This window comes from Streptomyces sp. NPDC040405, from assembly GCF_055595765.1.
Genome location: NZ_JBVIVI010000019.1, coordinates 34,286 through 57,762 on the forward strand (window position 1 = coordinate 34,286; position 23,477 = coordinate 57,762).

The 23,477-nt window shown below is 69.6% G+C and carries 28 protein-coding genes; 14 read left to right on the forward strand and 14 right to left on the reverse strand.

The annotated features are described in order from the left end of the window. Positions 1–5: 5 nt before the first annotated feature. Both ACZ59A_RS41460 and ACZ59A_RS41465 read right to left on the reverse strand, forming a co-directional pair. Positions 6–602 (reverse strand): hypothetical protein, encoded by a 597-nt coding sequence (locus ACZ59A_RS41460; RefSeq protein WP_470970153.1) that lies wholly within the window; start codon positions 600–602, stop codon positions 6–8. Between the two features lie 112 nt (positions 603–714). After that, the gene (locus tag ACZ59A_RS41465; RefSeq protein WP_470970156.1) at positions 715–1,314 is read right to left on the reverse strand and encodes a hypothetical protein; all 600 of its coding nucleotides are present in this window, start codon (positions 1,312–1,314) and stop codon (positions 715–717) included. A gap of 441 nt (positions 1,315–1,755) precedes the next feature. Between ACZ59A_RS41465 and ACZ59A_RS41470 the strand changes: the two genes are divergently transcribed. Next, positions 1,756–1,947, forward strand: a complete 192-nt coding sequence (locus ACZ59A_RS41470; RefSeq protein ID WP_470970158.1) for a hypothetical protein — start codon at positions 1,756–1,758, stop codon at positions 1,945–1,947. A gap of 165 nt (positions 1,948–2,112) precedes the next feature. Here ACZ59A_RS41470 and ACZ59A_RS41475 read toward each other — a convergent pair whose 3' ends face one another. Next, positions 2,113–2,514 (reverse strand): hypothetical protein, encoded by a 402-nt coding sequence (locus ACZ59A_RS41475; protein WP_470970160.1) that lies wholly within the window; start codon positions 2,512–2,514, stop codon positions 2,113–2,115. A 434-nt stretch (positions 2,515–2,948) separates the two neighbouring features. Here ACZ59A_RS41475 and ACZ59A_RS41480 point away from each other — a divergent pair, with 434 nt between their 5' ends. Together ACZ59A_RS41480 and ACZ59A_RS41485 are read left to right on the forward strand one after the other, a co-directional pair. Further along, entirely contained in the window at positions 2,949–3,596 is a 648-nt protein-coding gene (locus tag ACZ59A_RS41480; RefSeq protein WP_470970163.1) for a hypothetical protein, read from the forward strand. Positions 3,597–3,607: 11 nt separating this feature from the next. Then, positions 3,608–4,135 carry a hypothetical protein gene (locus ACZ59A_RS41485; protein ID WP_470970164.1) on the forward strand — a complete coding sequence of 176 codons (528 nt, stop codon included), beginning with the start codon at positions 3,608–3,610 and terminating at the stop codon, positions 4,133–4,135. On the opposite strand, the gene ACZ59A_RS41490 is transcribed toward ACZ59A_RS41485, so the two are convergent. Then, positions 4,081–5,163, reverse strand: coding sequence for a site-specific integrase (locus tag ACZ59A_RS41490; RefSeq protein WP_470970166.1), 1,083 nt, complete (start codon positions 5,161–5,163; stop codon positions 4,081–4,083). The genes ACZ59A_RS41485 and ACZ59A_RS41490 overlap by 55 nt on opposite strands. Position 5,164: 1 nt before the next feature. Next, a complete protein-coding gene (locus ACZ59A_RS41495; RefSeq protein ID WP_470970169.1) occupies positions 5,165–5,800 on the reverse strand; it encodes a hypothetical protein in 636 nt (211 codons plus the stop codon). Between the two features lie 374 nt (positions 5,801–6,174). On the opposite strand from ACZ59A_RS41495, the gene ACZ59A_RS41500 reads away from it, so the two are divergent. From ACZ59A_RS41500 to ACZ59A_RS41515, 4 genes are all read left to right on the forward strand, one after another. Then, positions 6,175–8,037 (forward strand): hypothetical protein, encoded by a 1,863-nt coding sequence (locus ACZ59A_RS41500; protein WP_470970171.1) that lies wholly within the window; start codon positions 6,175–6,177, stop codon positions 8,035–8,037. A gap of 534 nt (positions 8,038–8,571) precedes the next feature. Continuing rightward, positions 8,572–8,775, forward strand: a complete 204-nt coding sequence (locus ACZ59A_RS41505; protein ID WP_470970173.1) for a hypothetical protein — start codon at positions 8,572–8,574, stop codon at positions 8,773–8,775. A 24-nt stretch (positions 8,776–8,799) separates the two neighbouring features. Then, positions 8,800–9,111, forward strand: a complete 312-nt coding sequence (locus ACZ59A_RS41510; protein ID WP_470970176.1) for a DUF6233 domain-containing protein — start codon at positions 8,800–8,802, stop codon at positions 9,109–9,111. 332 nt (positions 9,112–9,443) lie between these two features. Then, positions 9,444–10,076, forward strand: coding sequence for a hypothetical protein (locus ACZ59A_RS41515; RefSeq protein ID WP_470970178.1), 633 nt, complete (start codon positions 9,444–9,446; stop codon positions 10,074–10,076). A gap of 288 nt (positions 10,077–10,364) precedes the next feature. On the opposite strand, the gene ACZ59A_RS41520 is transcribed toward ACZ59A_RS41515, so the two are convergent. Further along, a complete protein-coding gene (locus tag ACZ59A_RS41520) occupies positions 10,365–11,171 on the reverse strand; it encodes a hypothetical protein (RefSeq protein ID WP_470970180.1) in 807 nt (268 codons plus the stop codon). Between the two features lie 120 nt (positions 11,172–11,291). On the opposite strand from ACZ59A_RS41520, the gene ACZ59A_RS41525 reads away from it, so the two are divergent. Further along, a complete protein-coding gene (locus ACZ59A_RS41525; protein WP_470970183.1) occupies positions 11,292–11,663 on the forward strand; it encodes a hypothetical protein in 372 nt (123 codons plus the stop codon). Positions 11,664–11,750: 87 nt separating this feature from the next. Here the strand turns inward: ACZ59A_RS41525 and ACZ59A_RS41530 are convergent, their stop codons facing one another. After that, positions 11,751–12,140, reverse strand: coding sequence for a hypothetical protein (locus ACZ59A_RS41530; protein WP_470970185.1), 390 nt, complete (start codon positions 12,138–12,140; stop codon positions 11,751–11,753). Positions 12,141–12,153: 13 nt separating this feature from the next. Further along, a complete protein-coding gene (locus tag ACZ59A_RS41535) occupies positions 12,154–12,321 on the reverse strand; it encodes a hypothetical protein (RefSeq protein WP_470970188.1) in 168 nt (55 codons plus the stop codon). Between the two features lie 1,425 nt (positions 12,322–13,746). Between ACZ59A_RS41535 and ACZ59A_RS41540 the strand changes: the two genes are divergently transcribed. Further along, the gene (locus ACZ59A_RS41540; RefSeq protein WP_470970189.1) at positions 13,747–13,998 is read left to right on the forward strand and encodes a hypothetical protein; all 252 of its coding nucleotides are present in this window, start codon (positions 13,747–13,749) and stop codon (positions 13,996–13,998) included. Here the strand turns inward: ACZ59A_RS41540 and ACZ59A_RS41545 are convergent. The 3 genes from ACZ59A_RS41545 to ACZ59A_RS41555 form a co-directional block, all read right to left on the reverse strand. Continuing rightward, on the reverse strand, positions 13,989–14,141 hold the full coding sequence (locus tag ACZ59A_RS41545; protein ID WP_470970191.1) for a hypothetical protein: 153 nt from the start codon (positions 14,139–14,141) through the stop codon (positions 13,989–13,991). The two genes, ACZ59A_RS41540 and ACZ59A_RS41545, sit on opposite strands and share 10 nt — an antisense overlap. 322 nt (positions 14,142–14,463) lie before the next feature. Then, a complete protein-coding gene (locus ACZ59A_RS41550; RefSeq protein WP_470970194.1) occupies positions 14,464–15,375 on the reverse strand; it encodes a hypothetical protein in 912 nt (303 codons plus the stop codon). Beyond that, the gene (locus ACZ59A_RS41555) at positions 15,372–16,283 is read right to left on the reverse strand and encodes a ParA family protein (RefSeq protein ID WP_470970196.1); all 912 of its coding nucleotides are present in this window, start codon (positions 16,281–16,283) and stop codon (positions 15,372–15,374) included. Before ACZ59A_RS41555 ends, ACZ59A_RS41550 begins: the two co-directional genes overlap by 4 nt. A 374-nt stretch (positions 16,284–16,657) precedes the next feature. On the opposite strand from ACZ59A_RS41555, the gene ACZ59A_RS41560 reads away from it, so the two are divergent. Then, positions 16,658–18,097: a DUF2637 domain-containing protein gene (locus ACZ59A_RS41560; protein ID WP_470970199.1), complete on the forward strand. Its 1,440-nt coding sequence runs from the start codon at positions 16,658–16,660 to the stop codon at positions 18,095–18,097. Positions 18,098–18,224: 127 nt separating this feature from the next. Here the strand turns inward: ACZ59A_RS41560 and ACZ59A_RS41565 are convergent, their stop codons facing one another. The 3 genes from ACZ59A_RS41565 to ACZ59A_RS41575 are packed head-to-tail and all read right to left on the reverse strand — an operon-like array spanning position 18,225 to position 20,601. Beyond that, positions 18,225–18,704 carry a gamma-glutamylcyclotransferase family protein gene (locus tag ACZ59A_RS41565; protein ID WP_470970201.1) on the reverse strand — a complete coding sequence of 160 codons (480 nt, stop codon included), beginning with the start codon at positions 18,702–18,704 and terminating at the stop codon, positions 18,225–18,227. A 17-nt stretch (positions 18,705–18,721) separates the two neighbouring features. Further along, complete coding sequence (locus tag ACZ59A_RS41570; RefSeq protein WP_470970203.1) at positions 18,722–19,291, reverse strand: GNAT family N-acetyltransferase; 570 nt, start codon at positions 19,289–19,291, stop codon at positions 18,722–18,724. Continuing rightward, positions 19,288–20,601 (reverse strand): hypothetical protein, encoded by a 1,314-nt coding sequence (locus ACZ59A_RS41575; RefSeq protein ID WP_470970206.1) that lies wholly within the window; start codon positions 20,599–20,601, stop codon positions 19,288–19,290. Before ACZ59A_RS41575 ends, ACZ59A_RS41570 begins: the two co-directional genes overlap by 4 nt. A 255-nt stretch (positions 20,602–20,856) precedes the next feature. Here ACZ59A_RS41575 and ACZ59A_RS41580 point away from each other — a divergent pair, with 255 nt between their 5' ends. The 4 genes from ACZ59A_RS41580 to ACZ59A_RS41595 all read left to right on the forward strand — a co-directional run bounded on the left by ACZ59A_RS41580 (position 20,857) and on the right by ACZ59A_RS41595 (position 23,406). Further along, positions 20,857–21,441, forward strand: coding sequence for a hypothetical protein (locus tag ACZ59A_RS41580; RefSeq protein WP_470970208.1), 585 nt, complete (start codon positions 20,857–20,859; stop codon positions 21,439–21,441). Then, positions 21,438–22,166, forward strand: coding sequence for an ATP-binding protein (locus ACZ59A_RS41585; RefSeq protein WP_470970210.1), 729 nt, complete (start codon positions 21,438–21,440; stop codon positions 22,164–22,166). Before ACZ59A_RS41580 ends, ACZ59A_RS41585 begins: the two co-directional genes overlap by 4 nt. Before the next feature lie 107 nt (positions 22,167–22,273). Further along, a complete protein-coding gene (locus tag ACZ59A_RS41590; RefSeq protein ID WP_470970213.1) occupies positions 22,274–22,771 on the forward strand; it encodes a hypothetical protein in 498 nt (165 codons plus the stop codon). Continuing rightward, complete coding sequence (locus ACZ59A_RS41595) at positions 22,768–23,406, forward strand: hypothetical protein (protein WP_470970215.1); 639 nt, start codon at positions 22,768–22,770, stop codon at positions 23,404–23,406. Before ACZ59A_RS41590 ends, ACZ59A_RS41595 begins: the two co-directional genes overlap by 4 nt. Positions 23,407–23,477 lie beyond the last annotated feature (71 nt).

Here is a 23,477-nt window from a genome sequence, read left to right on the forward strand (position 1 = left end):
CGAGGTCACCGGTCGCCGAGGAGCTGCGCGACCATCGGCCCGGCGTCCTGGTTGACCCGGCGGGCGATCTCGTGGACGACCTGCTTGGCCTCCTCGACCAGGGCGCGGCCTTTGGTGTGCTGCGGGGTGGGCAGGTCCCATCCGGTGGTGGGGATGAGGATGTGCGAGACGGTGAGGACGGCGGGGCGGTCGGCTTCGACCTCGGGCTCGTAGGCGTGCCGGTACTTTTCGTCGCGGTCCGCGTAGTTGTACTTGCTCGTCCAGTCCTGCCAGGGGTAGCCGGGGCGACGGTCGGCGGGGAGGTCGGTGTGCCGCAGCGGCACCGAGACCTTCAGCAGCAGGTCGGCGTTGTCGTTGAAGGTGGTGGTGACCGCGTTCAGGTCGGGGCGGAGGTTGACGTACCCGGTGAGGACCGGGGGCGTGGCGACTTCCCAGGCGGCCACGGAGAACTCGGCGGCGGTGAGCGGGGTCTCGGGCTCCTTGTACTGGTGGAACCTCGCGGGGCGGTCGGCGATGTAGGCGCCGTACCGGCTGTGGCCGTGGTTGGCGAGGTCGTAGTCCTCGTCCACGGACACGAGGGTCGTGGAGGTCCAGTCGGGCATGGGTACGGGTCCTCTCCGGAACGGGCAGAGCCGCCGTGGTGGCGGCCCTGGGGGCATTTTGGCGTGCGGAGGAGACAGTCCGGGCCGGTTTGAGCCGCTACGCCGGCCGGGGTCAGGGAGCGCCAGGTGCCCCGCGGCCGCCGGGGAGCCGCCGACGGATGGTGGGCGCTGAGGTTGCGAAGTCGCGCGCCAGGGCGGCGATCGTCTCGCCTGCTTCGCGTCGGCGCCTGATCTCCTGTTCCGGGAGGGCGAGCGGGCGGCGTCCGACCGGAACTCGGACACCTGCTTCGCGTAGCCGGTGGGAGATGGTGCGCGGGCTGACGGCCAGCTCCGCAGCGATTTCCTGGAGCTGGCGCCGCTCGCGCGTGTAGGAGCGGGCGATCTCCTGCGAGGAAAGCGGCAAGTGCTTGCGGGTGCCGCCGTTGCGCTCGATGCCGAAGCGCTCCAGCAAACGAAACAGCGTCCGCCCGCTCACCCTGTACGACGCCGCGATGTGCTCAACCGGCTCGCGCCGCCAGTACCGGCGGGCCACGTCGCCGATCGGCAAGAACTCCGCCTGGGTCAGCAGGGCCTCCAGGGCATCCGCGTCCGTGCCGTAGTCGAGCGCAAGGTCACCCAGTTCCGCACCGGCGAGGAAGTCCGCGGCGACCTCGCGCAGTGGAAGGTCCGCCGCCAACTCTGCGATGAGGGGTCGGTACTCCAGATCCGTCACGCCGTGCTCAACGCCACCGTCGCCTCGACGTAACCGGCCCGTCAGCCGCCCACCAGGGCCGATGGACTCCGGGCGCCGCCAATCGATCGGCCTACACCGCGAAATGGGCTGTCGCGCAACCGGGCCCGCGTCCGCCTTGGCCGGTGGGGGTTGCGTGGCTAGGCCCATGACGGTGTATGGGGCTGCGGACGAAGAGCGGAAACGCACAGCCCCGGCGATCGGCTCTCTGGAGACCCCGTACGGGAGGCAAGGAAAGCCCCAGGCCAACGTCTCTTCATGGGGCTGGGGATGGGCCCAAGGTGATCCGCCGCCGGTGGTTGCGCCGCTAACTACCGCCTGTCGCACAGTGCCGTCGCCGCCTTCGCTCCCGCTGTGATCGGGCTCGGCGGCATCCCCACCAATTCGCATGCGAATCCGCATGCCCGATCCGAGGAGCACAACATGACCACCGATCCTGACTCCGCCCCCAGCACGAAGAGCCGACCCTGCGGCGCGGCCGTCGCCCCGCCGCAGGGCGGCCGGTGGCGGCGCAGGGCGAAGGCGCTGGTATGGCGGGCGGCGCTGGGCGCCGCAGGCGCGGCGGGCGCAACGGCGGTCGGCCTCACCCTGAAGTGGGCCGTCGCCGTGATGTGACCAACCGTGGCGTAGTGGGGCCCGGCTATCCGGCCCGGGCCCCGTGTCAGGCGGCGGCGAAGCGCTCCTTCACCTCCGCGATCCGGGTCTTCAGCTCGGCGTCCGAGGCGATCGTACTTCTGCGAACGGCGACCTGCGGAAACACGATCGCCCTGGGGCGCTTTCTCAGAACTCTCGTAACTGGTCATTGGTGAGAACGGGCCTCGGGGTCGTGGACGAAGAAGAACCCGCCCACAGGGATCTCCACATCCACTGGCGTGAACACGCGAGCGCCGCCGTGTCCGTCCAGCTCGATACGGAAGCCATCCACGGAGCGCAGAACTTCGCGGCCGTCGTCATGCCGGACGCGCCACCGATGACGTCCTGGTCCACACCGGTGGCCACCCTCTCCGTACTGTCGGACAGTTGGACACTGCCGACGCTCTCCAGCCTGACCATGGTGTCGAGACCTACCGCCCCGGGACCGCCCACGTCGGTGGTCACGGCGAGCATCCGCAGCCATCGACCAGCAGGCTTGGCGGGTGCCGGGTCCACGGCCCTCGACGGGCCGTTCTCCAGCGCTGTCATGCCTCGATATCCACGGCCCGCTCCATCACCAGCACCGAGCACGTGCAGGAGCACCAACAGGGTCCGCCTGGCCAGCCTGCATGCACGTGGTGCGCCTTGCTCACGGGGCCCTCACAGCTGGGGCACCTGGAGGCGCACGCGCACACCCCGCAGTCGGCGCACTTCATACGCTCGCACGTCGCGCACAAGGTGTCTTGTGGGGGCGGGATGGGGAAGCACTCGCGGCAGCTGTGGCTGGCGCACTCCCCGCAGGTGGTCATCACCACCCCAGCTTCGTCCTTTTAATCAGTTTTGTGACGTTGCGACACGTGGTGGCCATGCCGGACCGGTCGACGAGTGCCGGGCTTCCCCGCCACCACGTTGCCACGGGGTCGTTGTACCCCAGAGGGCCCAACGCGGGGGAGGGCCGGGAAGCCGTGAGGAAGGGCGCCGGGATGAGTGTGACCGATCCGTACGACGAGATGGAGCGGCAGCTGGCCGCGGCGAAGGAGCGGTTCGCCTCCGACGTCAAGGGCGCGACGATGACGGTGGTGAAGGACGACGGTGTCCACCGGCACTTGTCCTTCCGGTTCCCGAAGGCATCGTGGGACTGGTGCGAGGTCGTCACCTGGCCCGGGATACTGGTCCTGCGCGGCGGGCTGGGCTGCTGGTGCTGGACCCGCGTCGAGGACATGCTCGACTACTTCCGCCCCACCCCGCACCAGGAGCGGATCGACCCGGTGTCCTGGGCGGGGAAGCTGGTGCCCGGCTCCGGCAGCGAGGCCAAGGAGTACGACGCCAAGCGCGCGGCCTCCCACATCCGGAACACCGTCGTGGACTACATCGCGGAACACCCCTCCCTGTCCGAGGACGTCGAGAACGAGCTGTTCCCCGAGTGGGACGGCCCGGACCTGAACACCGAGGCCGGACTGCGTGAGGCGATCGGCCGCTTCGAGGGCGCCTACCAGGACATCCACGAGGGCTTCCGCTTCCCCGTCGAGGAATGGGACCTCCACCGCTACAGCCACTGGTACCTACTGTCCTGCGTGGTGCTGCCCTGGGCCGTCGAGCAGTACGACGCCGCTCTGGCGCCGGTCGGCTGAGGCGTGCGGCTGTGGACCCGCAGACCATGTACAGCGTCGACCTGTCCGGGCCGCCGGCCCCGATGGACATGCAGGCGTGGAGCGTCGACCACCGCGACCGGGCCCAGGTGGTGTTCACCAAAGCTCACCGCGTCGAGACGTTCAGGCCGGGCGGCGGGAGCGGGACCGACCCGCACTTGCACGGCCTGGCCACCGGCGGCTGGGCGAAGTTCGACGACTTCGCCGCCTGGGCCGAGCCCGCCACCGGCTGGTCGGCCGCCCTGGACGTGCCCGGCGACCTGTTCACCGTGACCGGCCCCGGCGGCGTCCCCTTCTACACGGGCGCCCTGAACAGCTCGAAGACGTGGCGGCGGCTGGCCCGCCGCCACAGCGTATTCGTCGCGCTCGCCGGGAACATCGCGCACCCGGCCGACATTCCGGCCGCCCAGGACCGCGGCCGGATGTACGCCCTGCTGTGCCCCGTCATCCTGATACGCCCCGGCCTCTACAGCACCCCGATCATGGCGTTCTCCTCCCACCCGTCGGCGTCGTCGAAGTAGACCTCCATGACGGCGGAGTGCGGCACCCAGCCGCCCTGGACGGCGATGTGCTTGCGGTCGTTGCCCGCCTGCTTGGAGGACTCGGCGGCGCCGCGGCGGGTGGAGTGGCCGGTGGCGCGGACGGGCATCTTGGCCCACTGGCCGATCTGGGTGATGACGTCGCCGATGGTCTCCGGGTGCAGCCCGCCGTCCATGACCGTGTGCCACCGCGGGTGGAGCGGCTTGTACGCGAAGTCGTCGGGGTCGTCCAGGCCAGCGGCGTCCTTCCAGGCCCGCCAGGCGCGGACCGGGCAGGTGGAGGGGCGGGAGCCGAAGGGGACCTTGGGCCTGCGGGGGCTGGTCTTGGAGACCTTCACGTCGATGATCAGGCCGTGCTCGGTCTCGATGATGTGCCGCTGGCGCAGGAAGGCGACCTCGTGCTCGCGGGCCATGAGGGCGAACGCGGTCAGGGCAATGGACTTGTTGCGGATGCCGAGCAGGGTGTCAGGGGCGGCGAGCATGGCGGCGCGCAGGTGCTGGACCAGCAGCGCCGGCGCCGAGCCCCGGCCCCGGGTCTCCTCGGTCTTCTCCATCTCGCGGACCTTGGCCTTGAGCACCCGGCGGGCGCGGGCGGCCACCGTCTTGTCCAGCTTGAGCTTGTAGAGGGTGCGGCCGGTGACCACCACCCCGGACAGCCGCCGGTCGATGGTGGAGGGCGCGGTGAAGGTGCCCGGTCGCCATCCGGGCTGGACCCACAGCCATTCCACGAACGCGGTCAGCGTGCCGGGGGTGATGGCGATGACGGGGAGTTCGAGCAGCGCGATGAAGACTTCCCAGTGCTTCCAGTCCGCGGCGTAGCCGTCGACCGTGTTCTTGGGCCGCAGGTTCTGGTCGTGCTGGGCGGAGCGCTCTTCCAGCTCGGCGAGCTTGGCCAGCTGCTCGGGGGTGAACCGCGCGGCGGTACCCTCCGGGCCGCCGGGGGCAGAGGGGAGTACCGCCGAGGGCTGGAGGACCGGCCCGGCCGGGCCTTGCTGGTGGAGGTCGTCCATGTCAGCTGGCCTTCCGGGTGCGGGTGGCCCAGACGGGCCGGGGGGTCTGGGAGCGAGGGCGGTGGGCGATGCCCCAGGCGGCCAGATCGCGTCCGGACCACAGGAAGGAGCTGTTGGTGCGGTGGGCGAAGGCGGTGGGGGCGTCCAGGCGGAAGAAGTGCACGCCGCCGAGGTGGTGCGCTTCCCATCCGGGGGAGAAGGTCTTGTTGACCCGCAGGTAGCGCTGGACGTAGCCGTGGACGGTGCCCTGGTGCTCGACGAGCCAGTGGTGCCGGTAGGCGTCGCCCTCGCGCTGGGTCAGCTCCCAGCCGGGCCCGAGCCGGGCGGAGACGTCCAGCCGCTTGGTCCTCGGGCGGGCGAAGAGGGCGTCCAGGCGGCGCTGTTCGGCGTCGGTGGCGGCCTGGTCGCGGGCGAGGCAGTCGGGGCAGCGCAGGGTGTCGCCGCCGATGGCATCCTGCGGTCCGCGGTTGATCTTCGGGTTGCCGGGGGTGACCTTCCACCCGGACTCGGTCAGGCGGCCGCGCAGAGGCTCGGGCAGCAGCCGGGTCTCCACGAGCATCGCGCGGCCGTCGTCCTCGGTGACGTCCCTCTGGCACTGCGCGCACTGCGGGATGAGCATCATCCTGAATGAGTACATGATCCCCTTTCATTCCGATCGACCGTCAGGCCCGGTTTTCCGTACCAACCTTTGCAGCATCTACAGCCCGGATATGTGAGCTTATCCGGGCCGTACACCGCGGCGACACCGCCCGCTCCCGGGCCCGGCGGCAACCCCCCGCACCACCCCGGGCTCCCCCGCAACCTCCGCAGCACGCGCGTTGCTTCCGCGCACCTGACGGCCGGATCCCCCTTGCGCGGGGGCGCGGGGGCAACGCCGGTGATTCCGCCCGGGGAGTGCGCAACCCTTCTCGGGGGGTTGTTGCTTCAAAGCAACAGTCATGGGACAGTGATGCTCTGACGCCCCCTCATTCGGGTGGGCGTGCCGACGACCAACGGGAGGGGTGTGGCGGGATGGACCGCGACATGGACGAACTGATGGACAGCAAGGCGGTGGCCGACCGTCTGGGGATCAGGCGGCAGCGGCTGGACGTGCTGGTGGCCGAGGGACGGGTGACCAAGCCCATGCGGCACGGACGCCACCGGCTGTGGAGGAAGGGGGACATCGAGCTGGACGCCGCCGCCCTGGGCAAAGCCACCGGGCGCCTGCCCCGGCCCGACTTCGCCGCCCTCACCCCGCCCTCCCCGCCGCTGACCCTGGCGGTCGACACCGTGCTCCCCTTCGGCCGCTCCGCGGCCGGGCCCCCGCTGCAGGTGCACGCGCGGATCTGGCGCGGCACCGTCGACGGCACCCCGCGCACCGTGGTCCTGTACGGGGCCATCGCCGAGGCGGGCGGCACCATCATCAACCGCGCCGAGACCATCGCCGCCGCCATCGCCGCCGCCCACCTGCGCGGCGAAGAAGCCCGCCTCGCGTGGTGGTTCGACTTCTGGCCCCGCGGCCACACCGGCGGATCCGACGGCGCCATCCAGATCGACTGGGTCTCCTTCGACTTCCCCGACCAGCCCGCCCGCACCGGCCTGCTGGAGACCCTGCTGCGCCGGGGCGCGGCCGCCGCCTGGGACGGAACCTTCAACGACCCCGCCTGGGGACCGATCGACCGGGAGGACCTGGCCCGGGCCATCGGCACCGAGCCGGACCTGGACTACCCCCCGGGCACCTACACCGCCGCCACCGTCACCGCCCTGGCCGCAGGCGAACGGCCGGTGGCCGTGGACCATGACCCGGACCACCTGGGGGAGCAGCTGGACCACCTCACCGCCCTGCACCGCTACCAGCGGGCCCTGTCCGGCGAAGAGGTGCCCCACACCCCCGCGGCCGAGCTGCTGGCCACCGGGCCGGACGGCGCCCGCCGCGGCGCGAAGGCGCTGACCGTGGCCGGGCGGCTGCTGGCCGCCCCGGCCGTCCACGCCGCCGAGCAGTACGAGGCCCAGTCCGAGGACGCCGAGGACGACCCCGGCGCGCACCTGGCCACCCGGTCCTGGCGCACCCCGGGTCCGTCCGAGGAACAGGCCCTGGCCGCCTACTACACCGGCACCGGCGATGCGGACCTGCTGCACGGGCTGACCGCCGCCGGACTGCACCGCTCCGCGCACCTGCTGGAGCAGATGGCCGCCCGGCTGACGGAGGCCGTCGCCACCGGCTCCCCGGCCGCCGACCCCGAGCTGCTGGCCGCGTTGGAGGCCGCCCGGCCCGAGCTGGTCAGCGCCGCGCACTACCTCGACCCCGGCCTGGTGGCCGACCCCGGCCCCGAACCGGTGGCCATCGCCAACCCCGGCGAGGCGGAGGCCGCCTACCTGCGCACCGTCTCCTGGTGGGGCCCGGCCCCCGGCGATGCCCACCGGGAGAAGGAGCTGCGGGCCCAGCTGTGGGGCAAGCACACCGACGGCGCCCGGTGCGGCTATGACCCCTTCGGCCGGATGGTGATCCACAACCCCACCACCGGCGCCCTGGTGGTCCAGGTGCCCCGCCACCTGCCCCAGACCCCGTACCCGGACGACGCCGAACTGATGGGCACCTTCCGGGCCATGGCCGTCTTCGTGCAGCTCCCCGACGGGCGGGTGGACCTGCTGCCCACCGATCCGAGGGACTTCACCACCGATGCCACCTGGGGGTACCGCGGCTCCGGCCCGGACACCCTGGCCCGGGCCCTCGCCTACGCGGTCATCGCCCATCCCGACCCCGAGCGCCCCCAGGAACTGGAAGAGCGGCCCCAGCATCTCCAGGACCATCTGCGCACCCTGACGACCAGCACGCTCCAGCAGGACGAGCCGCTGCGGCTGACCGTCGCCGACCTACGCGCCCACGCCCGCTGACCCCCTCGCCTCGTCGCGGCCGTATGCGCCGATCGAGGCGACCATCGCCCACTACCTTGATCCACCCAGAAGAAGGGGATTGATCCATGAGTGAGACACGCCGACCTTGCGTCGGAGACCAGGTGTACTACGTGCACCAAGGCGAACGGCGCGCCAAGTACGGCAGCGAGATGCTCCCTGAGAAGTCCTTCCAAGCAGCGACCATCACGGAGGTCAGCGAGGACGGGAAGGCAGTCGGGCTCGCAATCCTCCAGCCCCTGGGGATGCAGTTCATTCCGCTGGAGGCTGGCGGTGTGCGGTGTGACATGACCGAACCTCGTGCGGTCCGCGCACCAGGAACGTGGCACTGGAGGGATTAATAGCGCGCCAGCGGAGCAAGCGGGCGGAGCCGCTGCGGCTGACCGTCGCCGACCTGCGCGCCCACACCCGCTAGCCACCGACGCGGCCCCGTCGGTGGCCCGTGGCGCCCCCGCTGCGGGAGCCCCACCCCGCTCCCGCAGCGGCAAGCGTCATTCCCATGGAAAGGTGTACGGCATGGACCACCACAGCCGGTACCAGGTACAAGCCGCCATCAAGGGCGCCGTCGGCATCACGGCCGCGGGCGGCGCCGCGGGCCTGATCCTCTCCGGTGTCCTGAACGACATCCGGTGGCTCACGCCCTCGGTGATCCTGGGCGCGATCGGGGCTGGCCTCTACCTCATCGGCCGCCTGGTCTGGATCGACAAGACCGCCCCGTAGCGGGCACCTCCTACACTCGAACATGTGAGCGAGCTTCCACCGGACCTGCCGCGTCTGCGCGTGCTGGAGACGTACCTGCGCCTCCAGCTGGACGCCATCCGAGCGCGCATCGCCGAACTCGAAACCCCACAGCCCGGCGGCTGGGCGGACGGCCCGCCCACCGGATGGAAGATCCAGCTCATGCCCAGCCCCGACGACGCGCCCCCGCGCGGCTACCTCCATCGCGACGATTGCTTCCTGCCCGGCCGCCCGGTCGACCGTGAGCAGGCCCGGCTCGCAGCCGAATCGCCCGACATCCAGGAGTGCGACGGATGCCGCCCGGGGATCACGGGCTGAGATCGCGCTCGCCGAGGACATCGCGCACCCGGCCCACTTCACGGGGTGATCGGCGCTCGTGCGCCCGGGCCCTGCGGCATCGGACGGTGTGTCGGCGCTGTGGCATCCGGCGCGTACCGGCCGGATGCCGGTGCCTGCCGATATGCTGCGGGCAGCGGCAGGACGCGCACGCCGCACGCCATGGTCGCCCGGCACCCACGCTGCGAGGGCAGACGGCCAAGGACCCCCGGGACATCCCGGCGCGGGCCCGCGGAGTTGCACCGGCACAGCCGTACCCGCCCTCATGTCGATGAGCCCGGCGGGATGCGTGGGATCCCGCGAGGGAGAAGGACATGACCAAGAGCGGAGCCAACGGCCCCAAGTCCCGCGCCCGCGCCCGGCAGGAGCGCGACGAGGTGAAGTACACCCAGGCCGCCCGCGGCCGGAGCGCGGCCCCGGACGCGGGGAACGGCGCGCTGAGTATCACCACGCTCACCTTCGGCCCGGCGGACCCGGTGCCCTGGGAGGCACCGCGCACCTGGCGCTGCCACCACTGCGGCGCGAGCGGCAGCGACCCGGCCCTCGTCAGCCTGTGCACCCACGTGCTGGCCGACGGCGTGACGTACCTGAGGGGCAGCTGCCCGCAGTGCCTGCCCAAACCGACGACCGAGGAATACCCGGACGGCTGGCGGTGGGGCGCCCCCAAGCCGCCCGAGTGGGAGCACTACAACAACGAGAAATGGGACCGCGACCGTGCCCACACCGACGCCATCCACCAAGGCGCCGTCAAGGGAGTGCGGACGGACCTGTACCGCTGCTCGGTGTGCGGCGGCGCATGGAACATCGGCCGCCGGGTGACCCTGCCGTGCCACCCGCTCTACGACTCGACCACCGACCTGTTCGAGCATCCCTGCCCGAAGTGCATCGCCTCGCTGACTGAGGAAGAGCTGGGCCAGGCCCACTACAAGCGCTCACGGCAGCTCTAGATCACGACTTGGCCGTGTTCGGTCTGCGAACACGCGCGGCCTCGTCCCGTCCTCTGCCCCCGCGCCGGCGACCCGTGCCGCCCCTGCTGCGGGAGCCCCGGCTCCCGCAGCAGGGGCGGGCCGATCCGGCTCACCGCGACATCCGCCCCGTTCGACGCCATGCCTGGCTTCGGGAGGTTCACCCAAGACCAAGGGGCCGGTCGCACCGGCTCCGACCGGCGACAGACTGGTGATCACCTAATCCGTCGGCCCCTCCCGTGGGCGCCGGACCGGGGCAGCTTGCGCCCGTCAATGTTCAGAACCGCGATCTGCCTGCCAGGCACGGGCGTTCCCGAGGGCGCGCTTCGCGTCGGGCGGCGCATCACGCTGGTCCTGGCGGTCCAGATACCGGAGCGAGGCTGAAACGTACACCGCCAGACTCGCGTACTGCCGTGGCGTGCGGCAGTCCCGGAGAACCTCCTCCGCCTCCCCCAGCCAGTAGTCCGCCTCGTCGTCGACGTGCAGCTCCTCCCGGGCCGCCAGGAGTGCCCGTGCCACCCGGGCGGTGAGGAGATGGCGCTGCTGTGCCTCGTGTTCCTGCCGCCGTTCCGCCCGCGCGGCCGCCGCCCGCTCTTCCTCCGCCCGCGCGACGGCTTCGGGGGTGCGGCGTACCGGCAGCGCGCCGTCCTCGGTGGACAGCTCGGCCCCCCGCTGCCTGCGCGCTTTCTGGTAGGCCCCGCTGGCACCACGGACCGCGTAGTGGGGGGCGATCTCCGCCCACTCCGCGCCCGCGTCGCGGGCGTCGCGGACCGCGCGGCCCTGCCGGATGTCGGACTGCTGGCTCAGGTACTCCCACAGCAGCACCCGCTTCAGCGCCGCCTCCTTGCGTACGGCCGGATCGCGGAGCACCTGGTCGTACTGCTCGGCGTGCAGCAGCACCCCCCACAGCTCCGCGGACTCCGGCATCCGCTCCGCACTCGCATCTCCGTTCTTCTCGTGCAACTCCCGTAGCTCCCGGGCGAGCCCGGCAGGGTCGACATCGACACGGGCGGGGGGTCGGCGCAGCGGCGCGGCAGCCGGACGCTGCCGCGCCGCACGAGGAGAACGAGAGGCCATGCATGGCATTCTTCCGCTCCCGGGGGCCAGGGGTCAGGGGCGGGCGCCCGGCGGCGGGGAGCGGCGTACCGGGCGCTGATCGCCTGCCGGTACGATGCGGGCCCCGGTACGGTCGGCTGTATGCCGGACACCGATCTGACCTCGCCCGCGATTCCGGGCCTGCCCATACCGTGCTGCCGTGAAGGGCGCGGGCTGCTGCTGGCCTACGTGGACGCCTTCGGCGACGGCGTCGCCGCGGGTGAGGCGACCCGCCGTGCCATCGAGGCCGAGGTGGCGTGGACCTACCATCAGGTCGGCGTGCACCGCCTGAACCCGCCCCGCGTCGAGGGCTGCCCGGAGTGCGCCGAATGGGGCATGCATCTGGGGCTGGAGCCGGAGGAGAACCCGGACATCGACGACCCGGTGGGTTTCGAGTTCGCTTTGCACGCCGTGCTCCACCAGGTGCGCGACCCGCTGATGCGGCACTACACCGGCGACCGCGAGCGCGTCTGAACGGTCGCGGTCGCCTGTGCGGGCCCATGCCCTGACGCAATCAGCCCACAGCCCGGCGGCTTCGCGGCTCGTACTTCCGCGCGCAGATCAGCGTTGAGGGCGCGGCGCCTGGGCCGGGAGGAGCGGCGCGAGAGCCTCGCGGGCCCGGTCGACGCGCTCCGCGACGCCCCGGAGGTGGGCTGTCGCGCTGTCCAGCTGCTCGATGACGGTGGTGACCTGGTCCTCGTCCTCTGGCGCGCCCACCTCGCTCAGCGAGAGGGAAAGACCAGCGAGGAAGTTGTCGAACAGGTGGAGCAGGCCCGCCTCGCGGTCGCGGTGGTCGTGGAAGCGGCGCAGCCCCTCGGCGTGCGGGCCCGCGTCCGCGGTCCGCATCGTGGCGGCCTGGAGGCGGGCGAACCCTTCCCGTACGAATTCGCAGGCGACGGTCATCTCCTGCTCGGGCGTCAGGTGCGGCTGTGTGTCGTCGGGGATCGGCATCAGCGGTCTCTTCTCAGTCGGTGTCATCGTTCGAGGCCCGGCCGGAGAGGCTGGACCAGCGGGGGAGCACGGCCGCGTCGCCGGTACGGGCCCACTGCTCCTCCGACGGCTGCCCGCCGGGCAGCAGCGCGCCGGTCCGCCGCCGGGAGACTACGGTGCTTGTCAGTGCGCCCAGCCACAAGACCAGCGTCTTGTGGCCGTTGGCGGGGGTGTCGGGTACAGCCTGAGCGGACCTACCTCGCGTTCACGAAAATCAAACAATTGAACGAATGCCAGGTCGATTCACAGAATGTGAAACGCTTCATGAACATGGCATGTGATGGGGTTTCGGGGGTCGAGCCCGCGCGAAGAAGAGCACGGGAAGGAGCCCATGCGCGGCACGCGTTATCTAGGGGACGCGACCTCTTTGCACAGCTCAGGCCACTGATCGAGAGTGCAGGCAAGTAGGGCAAGTACGGCTTGGCATGTCCGAGGAAGGTGGTTCGGTCGAACCACCTTCCTGCACTCGCGCTCGGAGCGGGTCAGCGTCGGCGGCCGGGGCGATGCTGGGAGCGTGGCGCGCATCCGCTTCTGCGACTCGTGCGGGGCCCGGCTGCCGAGAGGCGCCTCGGCCCGGCGCCGGTACTGCGACGATGTTTGCCGGGCCCAGGCATACCGGGACCGCAAACGCGCTGAGCACGCCTTCGGACTCGGACTGATGCTCGGCGAGGCAGAGTGGATCGGTGACGAGGGCATGGTCCGGCTACTGACCTGCCCCGAGTGCGGTCACATCACCTTCGCGGGAGCCACCCGGCGCAGCGACCTGATCTACTGCAGCGGGAAGTGCAGGAGCCGCGCTTGGAGGCGTCGCGCTGCCCGCCGGGCGAGGCGCCCAGCGTGACGTACACGCGTTGCAAAAGCTGCGCGTACCGGCTGGTATGACGACTGCACGTCACGCAGCTGTTGATCAAGAAAGCAGCAGCGGGAGGCGCCAAGTGGAAGCTACCGCGCGTACCCGGCCGCCGCGATCGTGGTGTCCCGACTTGCAACCTCGTTTCGGCCGAAACAAGGTCCGGCCTACCGTTTCGGTTCGGGCGAACGGAAGTGCACCTGCCAGTCGTGACCGACATGCCTGACAGCCCCTCGGATATCTGTGAGGCACGTCCCGGAACAGGTACTCGCCTCACATGCCTGACGCTCACTTCTCACCCGAGATAACGCCAACGGCCGGGCGAGCGCCAGCTGCTCGGCGGCCTGACCCGGATCCTGGAGGTGCGTGAAAGCCAGGTCGGCACCGGCGCCCACCCGGACGGGCCCGGACCGGCGTACGCGGACGGCCTGCGGTGGTCCCTGCAAGCCTTCGCCTGAGCCTTTCAGCGACCGCCCCGACTACCCGGCGCGGCGGCGGCCTTAACACCCCTCTCCTGCCCCAGTGCGGGGCGGCGCCCGCGCCCGCGGCCACGCCGCTCCGCTCCGACCCAGGGGCCGGCTCCCCCGTACACCCGAGAAAGAGGCACATGACCGACAACACCACCGCGAACTTGCTCCCGGCCGTCCCCGGCCCGCCCCCGCGCTGCCGGACCGCCCCGGCGGCGCGGCGCCCGCGCACCGCCCCACCGGCGAGCAGGTGTGGACCGCCGACTACCAGCTCACCGACGCCACCCGGCAGGCGCTGGCCAACGCCGTTCCCGAGGAGACCCGGCGCAAGTACGAGCGATGGTGGGAGCGGGTGGCCGCCTGGGCGCTGGAACGCGCCCGCGTCAGCGCGCCGCCCAGCGTCTGCGAACGAAAGGGTTCGGATCGACGCAGCCCTCGGCCCAGCACATGCCGTGTGCTGGGCTGGCAGCAGCGTTCCTCGACGAACGCAGATCAGCCGTAGGTCACCAGCAGGATGAATGCGACGAACGCGACGGCCAGAGCAAAGAGGCCGCGGAAAAAGGCGCTGGACGTCTCCCGGGCCCGGCGGGCCTCGTGCTGATGCAGGCCGCGTGCCACTCCCCTTGCAATCTCGTCCTCGTCCACTACGCCCCGCTTCCTGTTCGTCGACTGCTCCGGAACGAACGACCATTCGCCAGACCGAACTGGACGTTCGGGGAACCCTGGGAGAGGGTATCGAGGGTGCCGCGACAGCCGAAGGCCCCGCAATGCGGGGCCTTCGGCTGCTGAACGCCGTCGATAGTTGACCGCTGCACGGCTGCTTGTGGGTCTTGCCCCATCCGGCAGGCCCGGCCGAGCGCAGCCAGCAGCATCGGGGTCCCCCACCCGGCGGCCGGCAATCCCGCGCGGAGACCCGGTCACCACCTATGGCCGGGTCTCCGTGCGTTGGTACGCGGTGTGCCTGTGCCTACTTCTGCTCTGTCTGCTTCATGCGTTCGAGAACCGCGTCGTACACCGTGGAGTCGTTCGGATCGGCGAAGGCCCGTAGGAGGTGCAGAGTGACCTCCGCGCGGGGGATGCGGCGACGTTCGAGCACGTTGGCCAGGTCGATGGCTCGCTTGTCGACTGCCTGCGTCACAGCCGCCGGGATTGCTTTCGAGGACGACGTCGGCCGCTCCTCGATGAGGGCGCCGTTGATGGTCTTGGCGAGGACGTCGACGTCTTCTTCGTCGTCAAGCTGTAGGTCACCTGGCAGCATTTTGACCACCTCGCGGAGGCGGTCGGCCGTAACCATGTCCGCTCCGACGCTGTCGGCGACGAGGACGTATACCGCCACCGCGGCGTTGAGGCCGTACGCGTTCTTGACCGGAACGATCTCGCGGACCTGGCCCGGGTTGGAGGCATAGCCACGAGCAGCAAGGGCTGCTCCGATCTCCCACGCCGCCCGGAGCTTGCTGCACTTGCCGACCGAGATCCCCTTCTCAAGGGGGGCCCACTCCTCGATCGTGGTGTAGCAGCGCTCCGGCTCCAACTTGTGCGGCGTGTCCCGGAAAAGGCGGCCGACGGCAATGGTGTCCAGGGACTTGGCCAGGATGAACCAGACCTCATTGCCGAGGTCAATGCCTTCGTTGCAGGTCTGGAATCGCTTCTTCTCCGCGGAGGTGAGCGCGCCGGTTCCGGCAGGTTCGACCGGGTCGGGGATCTTATCCATGCTGGGGCGGGCGGCTTCCACTGCCGCTTCGACATGCTTGGAGATCAACTTGGCCTGGGCCTGCTGGCGCTGCTCGTCGCGGTTGGTGTCAACTGCCTTGAGTGTGTCGGCGGTGTCCTCGGGCTCGTCGGCGGCGCCCCAGTCCAGGCCGAAATCGTTGTCGGTCACGACGCCTTCACCAGCCCGGCGTTGGCGGCGATCGTGCGGAAGAAGGCAGCGGTGTCCGTGCGAGGGCGGAACTGGCAGACGGGAAGCCCCTGGTTACGGGCTTCCTTGATGTCGGCGGATCGAACCGGCACTTCGCCGAGGCATCGGACAGTGGGATGGTTCTGGAGCAGATTGTAGACTGCGGCGTCGAACTTGCCCATGGGCTTGGTAACGCGGCCGATGATCAAGCCGAGGACGTCGAAGTCGTCACGCTCCGCGCGCGCCATGGCCCGCTTATGCTGGCCAAGCTGGCGCTTGAGGCCCTCCATGGACCACTGGTCGACATCCACCTGGATGATGGCCCTATCCGAGGCGACCAGCTGCGAGTCGGTGTCCAGATCGAGCGCAGGCCGCTGGTCGAAGAGCATGTCGTCGAAGAGGCCACGCAGCTTGTCGATCATCACGCGGTACAGCGTCAGTCCCGTCCCCGTGTCCCGGAGGGCAATGGAAAGGCCTGCCATGTCGAGGCTCGCCGGGAGGACGTAGATGCCCGGCACCTTCGTCTCGCGGATGAGGGGCAGCGGGTCGAGGGCATCGAGGACAACCTTCGCTTGCGTCAGGTCGTTGGGGCCCGGGATGGCGACCTGGAAACCGGTAGTGCAGTTGCATTGCGGGTCACCGTCGACAACAAGGACACGGCGGCCGTACTCGGCGAGCGCGCCGGCCAGGTTGATGGTCGTCGTCGTCTTGCCGACGCCGCCCTTTTGGTTGCACATCGCGAGGACGCGCGCGCGCGTCTCCTCGGAGCGGTGTTGCTCCAGGTCCGCGCGGACGCGTTCCTGTCGCTCCTGTTCGGTCTCCTTGCGCTCCACTGCTGCGCTTTGCCCCTGCTGGGCACCGATGAGGGGCCCTTTCGTAGTTTCTGCCATGCCAGGGACGATAGCCACACCGACGCCGCGGTGGGGACAGCTAGTCGGTAAGGCACGGTGGCGGTAGGCGAAGAGGGCCGGGTGTTTCACTCGTACGGGGCCGGAGCCGATCAAGATCGTTCTTGCCCAATTGGGCAAGAACGATCTTGATCGGCTCTCGGGAGCGCGTGCGGACGAAGATGAGGTCGATGATGCCTGCGGTGCCTGTGAAAGATACTGCTACGTCTGGGGCTGCATGTGCAGCGTCCTAGGGTTGTGACGCTGGAACCTCAGAAAACCGATGATCGGAGATTTCATGCGTCACCAGGCGGCGGCCGCCAGCCGCAAGCCCAGCGAGCCCGCAAGCAGGGCCTCGCGCTGGGGAGGCTGAGCTGATGGACGTCGGCAAGGTCGCGCTGCCTGTAGGGATCGCGGTCTGCGCGCTCTGTCTCCTCGTTACGGTGGCGCTGGTCCTGCGCTTCCGCCGCAGCAGCGAGCAGGACAAGCTAACCGCCGCGGAGCGTGAAGCACTCAACAAGGAGCGCCGTGAATCGTGGCGCCGACGCTTGGCTGTGATCTCGCTGGTCGTAGCCTTCGTGATCATTTTCTGCATCGCTGGCATCGCAGCCTGGTTGAGCTTCGGCGCGCAGAAGGCGTATGCCTTCGACCGCAATGGTGGCTCCCGGTCCGCGGCGACCGGCTTCGCCCTTCTACTCGATGCTGGCGCGCTGGGCCTGTCGCTGATGAGGCTCTTCGAAGCGCTCACGGCCCGCTCCAGCCAGTTGACGAAGTTGTACCTCGTCGGCTTCGTCATCGCCTCAGCAGTGATGAATCTGCTGCACGCCCCGCATGCGCCCGGAGAGTCAGCCAGCGTCGGCGGGCGCCTCGTCGCGGTGATCCCTCCTCTGGTCTATGCGATCTTCCTGGAGACGCTGCTACAGAAGGTCGAGCAGCTGGTCCTCGGTAAGTATCCGAAGAAGAAGGCGAAGAAGAGCGCCGAGCGCGGCTACAGCCTGTTGCTGTGGGTGCCAGTGGTCGGATACCCGCGGAAGATGTGGAGGAAATGGCGGGCGGAGCTGCACGCTACGCTCGAACAGGTCCGCGCTCCCGGCTCAAGGGCCCCGCTCCCGGGGGCGGCTCGACCAAGTGGCCAGCAGGACACCACCGCTGTGCAGGAGATGACTCCCGCTGCGCCACGCCCGGCGACTTCGCTGAAACCGCAAGCTGCGGCCTCTTCACCCGAGCTGACGAAGATCGAGCGCATCCCCCCGGCTCCCGCTCCCGCTCCAAACGTATCCTCCTCCCCGCTCCCCAACACGCCCCAGGAGCGGGCTTACCAGCCCCATACCGCTGCCCCGCCCCCAGAAGGGCCACGACCTACAGCTGGCACTCCACAACCCGTGATACCTCCCTCCGCTTCCCGGCCCAAAAGCAAGAAAGCGCAGTTGTTCGCTGAGCTGGCGGCACAGATTCGTCAGGGCGACTATCGAGTCCTCTCTGACAAGTCGCAACTCAGCAACGCGGCCGCATACCGCGCGAACATGAAGCTAGGGCAGCAGGCCGGGCACAAGGAGGGGCTTATGGCAGCGGGAGCGGTACGCACGACGGTCAAGCAGTTGTTGCCCGAGCTGCGGAAAATCCGGGATGCGATGGAGCAGGAGCAGGCCAGCGCTGGGCGGCCAGGGCTCGTTGAGCCTCCAACCACGCATGAAGAGGCCGCGGGGGATGATCTCGGCGAAGCTCGGGAGCGTCAGGACGAAACGGGGGCGCGCATCCCTCGGCAGCATGTCGGTGAGGAGAGGAGCATAGAGCCGAAAGAGGCTTCGTTGGCGTAGCGTCTCTGTGCGACGGAGCCCCCGAATCATGATGGATTCGGGGGCTCCGTCGCGCAGTCTGGCGGCCTACGACCTGTCGAAGGTCACTTTGGCCATGCGGAGCGCAGCGTGTGGCGATGCTGTGCGATTACCGCGTCGTTCGCTGTGCAGCGATAGCCGCACAGCGTGCGGTGTAGGTGGTGAGGTGGCAGGCTGCGAAGTTCCCCGCATCCCAGTCCTCAGGGAGAACTTCGTCGCCAGGCCACAAGTACGCGAACCCGAGTCGGCCATCGGCTAGACGCACCTGTCGTAGGTCGTATCGGTCGTCCTCGAAGTCGTCCAGGGCTCGCCATTCGGCAGGGCTGAGGTCTTCCAGCAGGAGGCCGGTTGCCGTTGCGCCGACAGCGGGGACGAGGCCGGGGTAGACGCGCTTGGGGAGGGCGGCGGCGCGCCAGCCGTGGGCGGTCGTTGGTGTGCTTTTGGGTATTCGGCCGAGGAGTGCTTGGAGGACGGGGTCGAATTGCAGGGTTCCGTAGACGTAGAGGGTGTCGGGTGCGGCCGTCAGCCGGTCGCGAGGTTCGTGGCTCTGGGGGGCGAGGGCCGGAGTTTGGGGTGTTGGGTGGTGCATGTGGCTCTTTCTGGTGCTCAGCGGGAGGGCAGGATCATCGCGTCGTAGGTGGGGCTTTCCGGCGCGTGCTTGATCTGCCCCATGATGCGGTAGCCCCAGCGACGGTATGCCCCGTGGGCGGGTTCGTTGCCGATGATGCAGGTGAGGGTGGTGGTGGTCTCGTCTCGTCCGGCGATGATCGTGTCGTGGAGCTGTCGACCGATCCCTTGAGCGGTGTGGGTGGGGAGCACCATGAGTTCGCGGAGCCAGAAGACCCGCTCTTCGTCTGCTGCTTGGCGAGCTGCTGTTGGTCGTTGGTCGCCGAGCGAGGTCCACCAGGGCTTGTCCGCGGGCAGGGTGACTCCGTGGACGTAGCCGATGATCTGCCCTTCGTGGTGGGCGGTCACCGTCTCGAAGCCGGGCAGGCCGAATGCGGTGAGCAGCCGGTCGCGGTACATGTCGACGGCGAAGAAGGGGTCGTCCGCGTACGGGGGTGTGTTGTACACCTTCGCGTACACCTCGACGAGGTCTTTCTCGATGGCTTTGGCCGAGGTCCCGTCATGCCGGTGATACTGCACGTCCACTGTGTGGTGTCCCTTCGTGGTCACGCGATGGTTTGGATCTGTTCCAGGAGGTCTCTTACCCCGCGCGTGCCCTGGTGTGGGGCGAGGCCGGTGCGGACGAGCTGGAGCTGCTGCACGGTGCGGGTGGAGGACATGCCCAGCGAGATGAGGCGGAGCGATTCGCTTGCGGCATTCACGCAGTGGTCCAGGTCCCGGTTCTTCAGCGCGGCGGTCGCGAGGCGGCCCAGGCACATCCCCCGGTTCCGGGAGTGCGCGATGTCCTGTAGTCCTTCTGACCGTGAGAGGAGCTTCTGCGCGCGGACGTTCTGCTCCAGGTCCAGGCGGCACATCCCCTCAAGGCACACCAACTCGGCTTCGTTGAGAAAGCCCGTCCAGTCCGGATCGTTCGCGTCTGGCCCGCGTTCCCATTCCGCCCACGCCCGGCGGATGCTTGCCTCGCTGGAGAACGTGTCACCCTGCTGGGCGTAGCCCTGGGCTTCTCTGATGGCCAGCAGTGCCAGAACTCGCGGCGGTGCGTGCCATTCTGCGGCATGCGCCTGCGCGAGCCGGGCGAAGCGCGTGGCGTCCTTTCCCTGCCCCAGGTCAACGGCCTGGCGCGACATGTTGCTGAGTGTGCGGCTGGCCAGTGAATCATCGCTGGTGATGTTGGCCGCGGTCAGCGCCTGCGAGAAGTAGTGCCTGGCTTCGGTCTGGAGTCCGGCGTCATAGCAGTACCACCCGAGGCTCGTGGTGAGCTTCGCGGCCACGGTGTGGAGCTGTTGGCCGAGGTCAGGGCCGTAGACACCCCGGTCGATGGTCTGATGGACCCACAGGAGATGGGCGCGGGCGGACCGCCAGAGCCGGTTCGCGCCCTGCTGCTGGTCCAGGGCGTCCATGTCGTCCGCCGCGGCGCGCAGCAGCTCGACCTCCGTCTCTCCGACGTGCCACTCCGAGGAGGCCGAGCCTGCTGTTCTTCCCAGGGTGGGGGGTGTGAGCCGGGGAAGAGCTGGGCTTGTTACCGGGCCCGGCAGCTGGACGACGGGCGCAGCTGAGGCGAGGGGCACCGATTTGGTCGGCCGTTCCTCATGGGAGGGGGGTGAGAACCCCAGCTCGGTCATCGAGCGGCCGAAGAACGCCTCTAGGACGGCGCATGTGGCGGGGTAGGGGCATGGAGGGGCCGCCCTCTCCCATTTGCGGTACTGCCGGGTGCTGAATGCCGCCTTCCCGCTTAGCTTCCCCTCAGCGGCCATGCGCTCAGCACAGGCTCTGAGGTCTTCGACGATTTCCTCCTGCGTGCGGTTCAGCTCGGCGCGCAGCTGACGCAGTTGGACGTTCACGTTTACAACATCGGTCATGGGCGCCTCTCGTCCTGTTCCCTGCGGGCACACGGTAATGGTTGCGACACGGTCAGTGGGAGCGGTGTGGCGCAAATCGGTTGGCAGGCCACAGAAAGGGCCGCAAGAAGGCCGGTAGAAGGCCGGTAGAAGGCCGGTCGGAAGACCTGGCCATGCGGTCCGTGATTCGTTGGACTGGGTTACGCAGCGCGGTGATTTCGCTGCGTACCGTGCGTGCCTTTCGAATGAACCCCGGGAGCGCTTGTGGTCACACCGATGGCGATGCCGTCAGTCGAGAACGACGCCCTGAGCGCATGGCTCGCCAAGGCGGCATCTGAGCCGGACGTGGCGCTGGAACTGTGGCGTGCAGGCCCCAAGCTCCCGCGGCGGCTGGACAGCGGAGTCACCTTCGATGTCGTCCAGTGCCGCCGGGTCCTCGTTGAGGTGGCGTATCAGATCCTCGCCCGGTACGAGCAGCCGCTCGGACCCGCTCTCGCGTTCCCGCTGCTGCAGCTCGGCGTGGTCTTCGTTCCTCCCGGTACGAACACTCTCTGGTCTCAGCTGATCGCCGCGACACACTGGCCGGAGCGGATTCCTCGGCCCGTGTGTCTGGGGCTGGGCCACACCATCCAGGTGCCTGCCCCCGTGCCCAGCCCAGCGTCCTTCACCCAGTGGTTGCAGCCGCCGGATGTATCCGAAGGGCTCCCACCGGACCTGACCAGTCCCGTTCCCCTCGCCCGGTGTCTGGCCCAGGCCGTGACCGAGCTACAACCCCCGGCATCCCGCGACAGGGTCTTCGATATGCGGATCGGCCGGGGCCCTTGGAGGGGGAAGTGCACGTCGGGTGCTGATGACCGATGACGTACGCACTCGTGGCCACGGGGGAGGCCGAGGGGTCTGTCGAGAGCCAGGGCGGCATCACGTGCCGCGGCCCGGTGTTGGCCAGCCTGGATATGCGCATCGGCCACGGCCGGACCGGCAAGACGGCGGGCGAGGTGGCCGCCGCTGACCGGGTGTGGCCGAGCCGACTGCGGCGTATCGGCCGGGCGAAGCTGCGGTTGTGGGGCCTGGAATCGGTAGTCGACCCTGCTCTGCTCGCGCTCACCGAGCTGGTCACCAACGCTTTGCGGCACGGCGAAGGCCCTGTGTCCGTACATCTGTGCGTGACCGCGTCGCACCTTCACATCACGGTTGCCGACAGCTCCACGCAGCGCCCTGTCCTCCGCGACGCCGGTCCGACCGACGAGAACGGCCGCGGGCTGTCTTTGGTGGACCACTTCGCCACTGAGTGGGGCGTCAGCGGCGACGGCACGATCACGTGGTGCCTTCTGCCTCTGCCCGAGGACTTCAACGGACTCGGGCCAGCTGGTCGGGCACATCGGAGTGCTGATGCCGGGCACAGCGTTCAGCAGCCTCCGGGCTGGACGACTCGCCTGCTCGGCGAAGTCCGGGAATGCGATGCCTCCAACAACCGCCGCGCGAACGTCTCCGGCGCAGCGGGCGGATCGAGCCGTATGCCACCAGCTCCGCCCTGCACCGTTGGCGGCGTGAGCAGCGTGCGGCTCATGGGCTGCTCCGTCACCTGATCCCCGTGCCGTCGGCCGTACGGCCCCGCGCTGATGGCGCGGATCCCCAGCTGTCCGCCGCCGTGATCCCCGCCCCGGCGGCGGGCTCCATCAACGAGAGAGCCACGATGCCTCTGACGAGCCCCCGACCGACCAGCACCCGTTGGGCAGCCTGTGAGTTCGGCCCCGACTGGTCGTTCCAGGAGAAGCCGCAGGTCACCCAGGACCCTGAGGTCCGTCTCAAGGCCCTCCGTAAACGCTTCTACGACGAGGCGATCACCGACAGAGCCGGGCAGAGCCCGATCCGTGTTGCGACCTACGCCGTGGCCGACAGCGCCGCCGCGGCCCAGGCAATCCACGAGGAACTCGCGCCGTACCCCCCACGCATGGGCTGGCTAACGAGCAGGCGACGCTTCAGCGATCAGCCCACCGAGAGCATCCGCGACCGGCCGGATCTTGAGGCGGCGTGCAGGCATGTGGCGGCCGGGTTCGTCCGCAGCATCCTCGTCATCGACCGGGCGGCGCTCCCGGCAGACGCCGCGGAGTACGAGGGTCTCCTGTGGCGGCTCAACGGCTCCTTCGGCTTCCTGGCCATCATCCCGCCTGCGTACAGGAGGAATCCATGACGCGGCTGCCCGGTCCCATTCCAAAGATCATCGAATGGGAGGGAGAGCGCGAACCCTTATCCCGGCTGGTCTTCTCCCGTCACGGCATCGGATACGCCGACGAGCGGCCGGGGGACCGCGATGTCGAGGGTGTGCTGTGGGGTCGCAGAACCGGCGAGCGGACCGGAGAGCCGCAGTACGCCGTCATGCATCCCGACCGCCAACGGACAGCGATGGAGGACCTCCTGTGCCAGGTCTGCCCGGCCAAGGCCGACCGGGACAAGAGCGGCGTGCTGTGGCTCCTGGCCGATGACGGAGCGGGCGACCCGGATTGGCCCGACTGGCCGGAGGGTCTTCAGACCGACGAGCCGCCGGTCTGCCTGCGGCACGCCCGGACCTCCCCGCGCTTCTGCCCTCGCCTGGCCGAGGGGCACCAGCTGGTCCGCGCCCGCCAAGCGGAGATCATCGGCGTGTACGGGCAGGTCTACCGGCCACCCGGACGAGGCCCCCATCCCCGCCGGGGCATCGTGCGCTACGACAGCGAAGACGCGGGCCTGGTGGTGGCCGAAAAGCTGATCCGCGAGCTGAGGCAGTGCACTCCCGTGGACCTGCGGGCATTGCGGCGGGCGAAAAAAGGGCCGCAAGAAGGCCGGTAGAAGGCCGGTAGAAGGCCGGTCAGAAGACCTGTTCACGCTGGTCACGATTCGCTGCACTGGATGACCCAGCG